Annotated in this window: 4 protein-coding genes; all 4 read left to right on the top strand. The window is 71.2% G+C overall.

Features of this window, described 5'->3' with window-relative positions; translation table 11 throughout:
• Positions 1-337 precede the first annotated feature (337 nt).
• The 4 genes from ACFWZ5_RS43465 (at position 338) to ACFWZ5_RS43450 (ending at position 7187) form a co-directional block, all read left to right on the top strand.
• Entirely contained in the window at positions 338-2605 is a 2268-nt protein-coding gene (locus tag ACFWZ5_RS43465; protein ID WP_384806358.1) for a (Fe-S)-binding protein, read from the top strand.
• A 132-nt stretch (positions 2606-2737) separates the two neighbouring features.
• Complete coding sequence (locus ACFWZ5_RS43460) at positions 2738-4048, top strand: FG-GAP repeat domain-containing protein (protein WP_384806360.1); 1311 nt, start codon at positions 2738-2740, stop codon at positions 4046-4048.
• A 216-nt stretch (positions 4049-4264) separates the two neighbouring features.
• Positions 4265-5659, top strand: a complete 1395-nt coding sequence (locus ACFWZ5_RS43455; protein WP_384806616.1) for an FG-GAP repeat protein — start codon at positions 4265-4267, stop codon at positions 5657-5659.
• Between the two features lie 70 nt (positions 5660-5729).
• Complete coding sequence (locus tag ACFWZ5_RS43450; protein WP_384806614.1) at positions 5730-7187, top strand: FG-GAP-like repeat-containing protein; 1458 nt, start codon at positions 5730-5732, stop codon at positions 7185-7187.
• Positions 7188-7333 lie beyond the last annotated feature (146 nt).

The following is a 7333-nucleotide window of genomic DNA, read 5'->3' as shown; positions in this document are numbered from 1 at the left end:
GGGCGGGTGGGGGCTTTTAGCCCGTCCGGCGTTTGAGGACGAGCGCGCAGCGCGGAGAGAAGGGGGTCTGGGGGCGGAGCCCCCAGGGAAGGGCGGGCGGGTGGGGTGATAGCCCGCCCGGCGTTTGAGGGCGAGGCGCGGAGCGCCGACAAGGGGGGAAAGGGGCGCAGCCCCATGCGGGACACTGCACAAGGCGCCCCCGCCAGGGGAAGGCGACGCAGATCACCGTCACCATGGCTACAGTGCCGCCACATACATGGGTACGCTCAGACGGACTGCATAAGTTACCGCTTAGTAATAGCTGAAAAAGCCCACCCGCAGGCCCGAGGAGCCCGAAATGCAACTCGCCGCGATCATCGTGTCGCTGGTCCTCATCGCAGTCGGCGTCGCGCTGTTCGGCCGTGCCATCCTGCAGATCATCCGCTTCATGATGCTCGGCCGACCCATCCCGGCCGGATCCCGGTCGAACGACCCGGTACTGCGCACCATCACGGTGGCCAGGGAGTTCCTCGGCCACACCCGGATGAACCGCTGGGGCATCGTCGGCGTCGCGCACTGGTTCGTGGCGGTGGGCTTCTTCTCGCTGCTCCTGACGATCGTCAACGCCATCGGCCAGCTCTTCCAGGCCGACTGGGTGCTGCCGATCATCGGCGACTGGGCGCCGTACAACGTCTTCGTCGAGTTCCTCGGCACGATGACCGTGCTCGGCATCCTGACCCTGATCGTCATCCGGCAGCTGAACCGGCCCGGCCGGCCCGGCCGCAAGTCCCGCTTCGCGGGGTCCAACACCGGTCAGGCGTACTTCATCGAGAGCGTCATCCTCATCGTCGGCGTCTGCATCTTCACGCTGCACGCCCTGGAGGGCGCCCAGCACCACGTGGACAGCTACGAGGCCGCGTTCTTCCTCTCGTACCCGCTGGTCTCGGCGTTCCGGGGGATGGACGTCTCCACCCTCCAGAACCTCACGTACTTCTTCGCGGGCCTGAAGGTCGCGACCTCCTTCATCTGGATGATCACGGTCTCCCTCAAGACCGACATGGGCGTCGCCTGGCACCGCTTCCTCGGCTTCCCGAACATCTGGTTCAAGCGGAACGCCGACGGCGGCACCGCGCTCGGCGCCCTGCTCCCCATGACCTCCGGCGGCAAGGAGATCGACTGGGAGGACCCGGACGAGGACACCGAATTCGGCGTCAGCCAGGTCGAGCAGTTCTCCTGGAAGGGCCTGCTCGACTTCTCCACCTGCACCGAGTGCGGCCGCTGCCAGTCGCAGTGCCCCGCCTGGAACACCGGCAAGCCGCTCTCGCCGAAGCTGCTCATCATGTCGCTGCGCGACCACGCGCACGCCAAGGCCCCGTACCTGCTCGCCGGTGGCGGCAAGTCCATGGAGGGCGAGGAGAAGGCGACCGCCGAGCAGCTCAAGGACGTCCCCGCCGCCGCCCTCGCCGAGGCCGAGCGGCCGCTGATCGGCACGCTGGAGGAGAACGGGGTCATCGACCCCGACGTCCTGTGGTCCTGCACCACCTGCGGCGCCTGCGTCGAGCAGTGCCCCGTCGACATCGAGCACATCGACCACATCGTCGACATGCGCCGCTACCAGGTGATGATCGAGTCCGCGTTCCCGTCCGAGGCGGGCACGATGCTCAAGAACCTGGAGAAGAAGGGCAACCCCTGGGGCCTCGCCAAGAAGCAGCGCCTGGAGTGGACGAAGGAAGTCGACTTCGAGGTGCCGGTCGTCGGCAAGGACATCGAGGATCTGACGGAGGTCGAGTACCTCTACTGGGTCGGCTGCGCGGGCGCCCTGGAGGACCGGGCCAAGAAGACCACCAAGGCCTTCGCGGAGCTTCTGCACATGGCGGGCGTCAAGTTCGCGATCATGGGCGGCGACGAGAAGTGCACCGGTGACTCGGCCCGCCGCCTCGGCAACGAGCCGCTGTTCCAGCAGCTGGGCGCCGAGAACGTCGCCTCCCTGAACATGGCGTTCGGCGAGGACGACGAGGACGAGTCGACGAAGAAGCCCAAGTCGGCCAAGAAGATCGTCGCGACCTGCCCGCACTGCCTCAACACCCTCGGCAACGAGTACCCGCAGCTCGGCGGCGACTACGAAGTCATCCACCACACCCAGCTGCTCCAGCACCTCATCGACGAGGGCAAGCTCATCCCCGTCACGCCGGTCGAGGGCCTGATCACGTACCACGACCCCTGCTACCTGGGCCGCCACAACAAGATCTACACGCCGCCGCGCGAGATCATGGACAAGGTGCCCGGCCTGCGCCAGCAGGAGATGCACCGCCACAAGGAGCGCGGCTTCTGCTGCGGCGCCGGTGGTGCGCGCATGTGGATGGAGGAGCGGATCGGCAAGCGCATCAACACGGAGCGCGTGGACGAGGCCCTCAGCCTCAACCCCGACATCGTGTCGACCGCCTGCCCGTTCTGCCTCGTGATGCTCACGGACTCCGTGAACGGCAAGAAGAACGACGGCCAGGCGAAGGAGTCGCTCCAGGTCGTGGACGTGGCGCAGCTGCTCCTCGACTCGGTCAAGACGCCCGTCGACCCCGCGGGCGAGGCCGAGAAGGAGAGCGAGCCGGAGCCCGAGCCGGTGAAGTAGGGCTGCGAGGCAGCGGTACGAGACGGGCATACGGGGCCGGTTCCGCCACTGGGCGGGACCGGCCCCTCGTCGTTCGCGCCCTCCCGTGTAAACCTGTGGTGCTCATGACGACTGCGTTGGCTCAAGGGGTGGGTGGGCTTGAGGAGATCCGGTATACGTCTGCTGGCCGCCACGGCGATCTGCGGCCTGGTCCTCGCGGGCTGCGGCGGCGACGGCGAGTCCCACGCGCGCCCCAAGGACGACGGCCTCGCGGTCAAGGGCGCCCCCCTCAAGCCGGTCCCCCACGGCAAGGGCAGCAAGGTGCCGGACGACTTCAACGGCGACGGCGCCCGTGACCTCGTCCTCGACGACCTCGCGCACCGCGGGCAGGGCGACGACCCCGGCGTCGGGATCGTGTACGGCAGCGGGCACGGACTCGTCCCCGGTACGCGGCAGGTGCTGAGCGCACGTGCCAACGGGGCCCGCACGCAGGGCGAGCTGCCCGCCGCGTTCGAGTCCGAGGCGTCCTGCGACCTGGACGGCGACGGGTTCACGGATCTGGTCGTGTCGACGGATCCGCCGTACGACGGACAGGGGCAGCCGCCCGTGCCGCTCCAGCTCCTCTTCGGCTCCCCGAAGGGCCTGACCGGCAAGGCCGTCAAGCTCCAGGTGCCCGCGCGGGCGCGGCTCGGCAACGACTGGCCGGACCAGCCGGTGTGCGGGGACTTCGACGGGGACGGGGCGCGGGACCTGGTCCTGCACGCGAGCGGGGCCCATCTGACGTTCCTGCGCGGCCCGTTCACGCGGAAGGGGGCGCCGCGCGGCGCGGGCAAGCCGATCACCGCGCCCGGCAACGACCTCGCCGCGGGTCCGGCGGTGGACGTGAACCGGGACGGCTACGACGACCTGGTCGTCCGCGAGTCCGCCGGCACGGCCGAGAGCAGCCTGGTCCTCGGCGGGCCGAAGGGGCCCACCCGGACGGGGGTGCTGTTCCCTACGGGTACGGGGATCGCCTTCGGGAGGTTCGGCGGGGCCGGCGCGGGGGTGGACGCGGTCGTGCCCGGGGCGCGGGGTGTCGCCCTGCGCTACGACGTGACGGGGGTCGGCGCCCGGCGTGGCTCCCTCGACGTCAAGGGGGCGGTCGTCGCCACGGGTGACCTCGACGGGGACGGGCTGAGCGAACTCGTCGTGAGCGGGGGTGGCGTCGGGGGTGAGGTGTGGGTGTATCGGGGGCGCGCGTCCGGGGTCGCGCGGAACGCCGCGGCGACGCTTGTGCCTGCGGCGCGGGGTCGGGTCCGGGTCGTCGGGGTCGCCGATCTCGACGGTGACCGGCGGGCGGATGTGGTGGTACGGACGGATCTGGGGCGGGGGCGGGACGTGGTGGAGGTCTACCGGGGGTTGAAGGGCGAAGCCCTGGTGGAGCGCAAGCCCGGACTCTCCTTCTCGACGGTGGGGTTCGGGTAACGCCGGAGGGGCTGAATCCTGCCGGAAGATCCAGCCCGTCCGGCGTTTGAGGACGAGGCGCGGAGCGCCGATGAACGGGGGTCCAGGGGGCGGAGCCCCATGGTTTCGGTGAAGGGGTGGGATTGGGGCGCCCCCCGCGAGGACACCCCCGCACAACCTTTCGTTCACCTCCCGAGTCACACCCCCGGAAGCCCCACCCACCTTCCGGGAGCCCTCGTGCGTGTAAGACACCTGGCCGTCGCGACGACAGTCGCCGCGCTGGCCGCCACCGGCCTCACCCTCCCGTTCTCGGCCACCGCGACGGCCGCACCCCGCGCCGTCCTCGACGACGACTTCAACGGCGACGGCTACCGCGACCTGGCGATCGGCACGCCCGGCGCCAACGCGGTGACGGTGACGTACGGTTCGGCCGCCGGCATCGACGAGTCGCGGTCGGCGACGGTCACGCAGAGCACGGCCGGAGTGCCCGGAGTCACCGAGGCGGAGGACGAGTTCGGCGAGAGCGTCACCAGCGGGGACGTCAACCGCGACGGGTACGCCGACCTGATCGTCGGCGCGCCCGGCGAGCGCGTCACGGGCAAGCCGAGCGGCACCGTCACCGTCATCTGGGGCGGCAGGAACGGCTTCAAGTCCGGCGGCATCGTCGGCTACGCGCCGGAGAACGCCACGGGCCGCTACGGCGAGGACACCGCCTTCACGGACCTCGACGGCGACGGAGCCCCCCAACTCGCCGTGATCAGCAGCGACAACTGGTACTACTTCGCCAACGGCAGGCCCACCGGCCACGCGTTCGGCCTCGAAGTCGACTTCCTGCCCGACGGCGTACGCCTCGACGGCATGGAGACCGGCACCTTCCTGTTCAAGGACGGCGGTTCGAGCTTCGTCGTGTACGGCGAGCGCGCGGACGGCAGCCCGTACACCGCGTACACGAACGGCGGCGCGGGCGACTACGGCTACGGCGCCATCGACCTCGGCGCGGACGACGAGACGACGGTCACGCGGGACACGGCCGCCGTGGGCGACCTGAACGGCGACGGCTACACGGACCTCGTCACGGGCAACGCCACCGAGCGCCCCGGCGGTTCGATCGCCGTCCGGTACGGCGGCGACCACAAGTTCAGCGCTCCGGTGGTGTACGACCAGGACAGCCCGCGCGTGCCGGGCGCCGCCGAGCGGGACGACCGCTTCGGCGCGGCGCTGAGCGTCGGCGACGTCACCGGCGACGGCAAGGCCGACGTGGCCGTGGGCGTGCCCGGCGAGAACGTCGTCGGCACGCCGGGCACGGGCAGCGTCGTCCTGCTCCCGAGCACGGGCCGCGCCTTCGCCGACGGCCGCGCCTGGCACCAGAACACGCCGGGCGTCCCCGGAGTCGCCGAGGCCGACGACCACTTCGGCTCGTCCCTCCGTATCAAGGACATCAACAAGAACGGCAAGGCGGACCTGGCGATCGGCGCGCGCGGCGAGGACATCGGCGCCACGAAGGACGCCGGCGCGGTGTGGTCCCTGCGCGGTACGGCGACGGGTCTCACGACGACGGGCGCCGCGTCGTTCAACGGCTCGGACTTCGGGATCGGCGGCCCCGGCCGGCACTTCGGCGACACCCTGCGCTGACCCCCGTCCCTCTTCTCTCCTCTCTCTCGATCTCTCTATCTCGTCATCTCGTCTGTCAGCTGGAGACACTGTGCGTAAGAAGACTCTCTCGGCCGCCGTGCTGTGCGCGGCGACCGTGCTCGGCGTCGCGGGCCTGTCCGCGACGCCCGCCGCGGCGGCCGAGCCGTCGGTGAAGCCGAAGTCGGACTTCAACGGCGACGGCTTCGGGGACCTGGCGGTCGGCGTGCCCGACGCGACCGTCGGCGGCAAGGCCAAGGCGGGCTACGTCAACATCGTCTGGGGCGGCAAGAACGGCCTCGGCAAGCACGGCTCCACGACGGTCAGCCAGGGCACCACCGGAGTGCCCGGCACCGTGGAGAAGGACGACGGCTTCGGGTACGCGGTGACGCCCGCCGACGTGAACCGTGACGGCATCACGGACATCGTCGTCGGCACGCCCGGCGAGGACGTGTCCAACGGCGGCGCCGCGGGCATCCAGAACTCCGACGCGGGCAACATCACCGTCCTGTGGGGTTCGAAGACCGGCATCAAGGGCGGTTTCACCGCCGTCAACGGCGAGTACGCCGACCAGCGCGCGGGCGGCCTGATCACCGTCGGCGACTACGACGGCGACGGCCACAAGGACATCGCGCTCAGCACGGCGAGCGACGAGAGCCGCGCGCTGATGCTGCGCCGCGGCCCGTTCACCGCGGGCTCCTCCGCCGCCCTGACGAAGATCGACAGCTGGCACTTCAGCGGCCCGCGCGCGGTGACGACCGGCGACTTCGACGCCGACGGCCGCGACGACCTCGCGGTGTCGTACGGCGGCATGGAGATCGCGGGCACCCGCGTGTACAGCCAGGCGGCGGGCGAGTGGAAGACCAAGTGGTCCACCAGCGACCTCGCGAACTCCCTCGCCGCCGGTGACTTCGACGGCGACGGCACCACCGACCTCGCCCTCGGCCAGGCCCAGCGCCACCCCGAGTCCGAGGAGGGCGACTACGGCCTCTGCAAGGACCGCCTGGGCGGCGCGATCGCGACGGTGTACGGCAAGTCCGGCACGACCCTGGGCGGCGGCGTCGGCTGCACGACCCAGGACACGCCCCGCGTCGGCGGTGCCGCCGAGGCCGAGGACAACTTCGGCGCGAAGCTCGCCGTGGGCGACCTCGACCGGGAGGACGGCGACGAGCTGATCGCCGGCGCGAGCGACGAGGCAGTCGGCGGCGCCAAGAAGGCCGGCACGTACTGGATCCTGGAGTCCACCGGCACGGGCAAGGAGTTCTACGGCACCGCGCACAGCCAGAACTCCGAGGGTGTCCCCGGCACGGCCGAGGCGGGCGACCGCTTCGGCGCGGCGGTCGCCGTGGACGACTACAACGGCGACACGTACCCCGACTCGGCGGTCGGCGCGCCCGGCGAAGACGCCTCCACCGGCGGCGTCTGGTACGGCACCCCGAAGGACCGCGCGACCGTGCCGCAGGTCTCCGTCACCCCGGGCAAGCTGGGCCTGACGGGGGCGAAGCTGTACGGCGGCACGCTCGGGCAGTAGCCCCACAGCCGTCGGACACGGCGTGGGGGGGGGGGGGGCGGCCCCCCCCCCCCGCCCCCCCCCCCCCCCCCCCCGACCCCACCCGCCCGGGGGACGCGGACGTGCGGAACCTCGACGACGCCGCCGTCCGCACATCGGGAGGTTTA

This window comes from Streptomyces sp. NPDC059003, assembly GCF_042740445.1.
GTDB lineage: Bacteria > Actinomycetota > Actinomycetes > Streptomycetales > Streptomycetaceae > Streptomyces.
The sequence above is the reverse complement of the archived record's forward strand: the minus strand, read 5'-3'. Positions and strand labels throughout refer to the sequence as shown.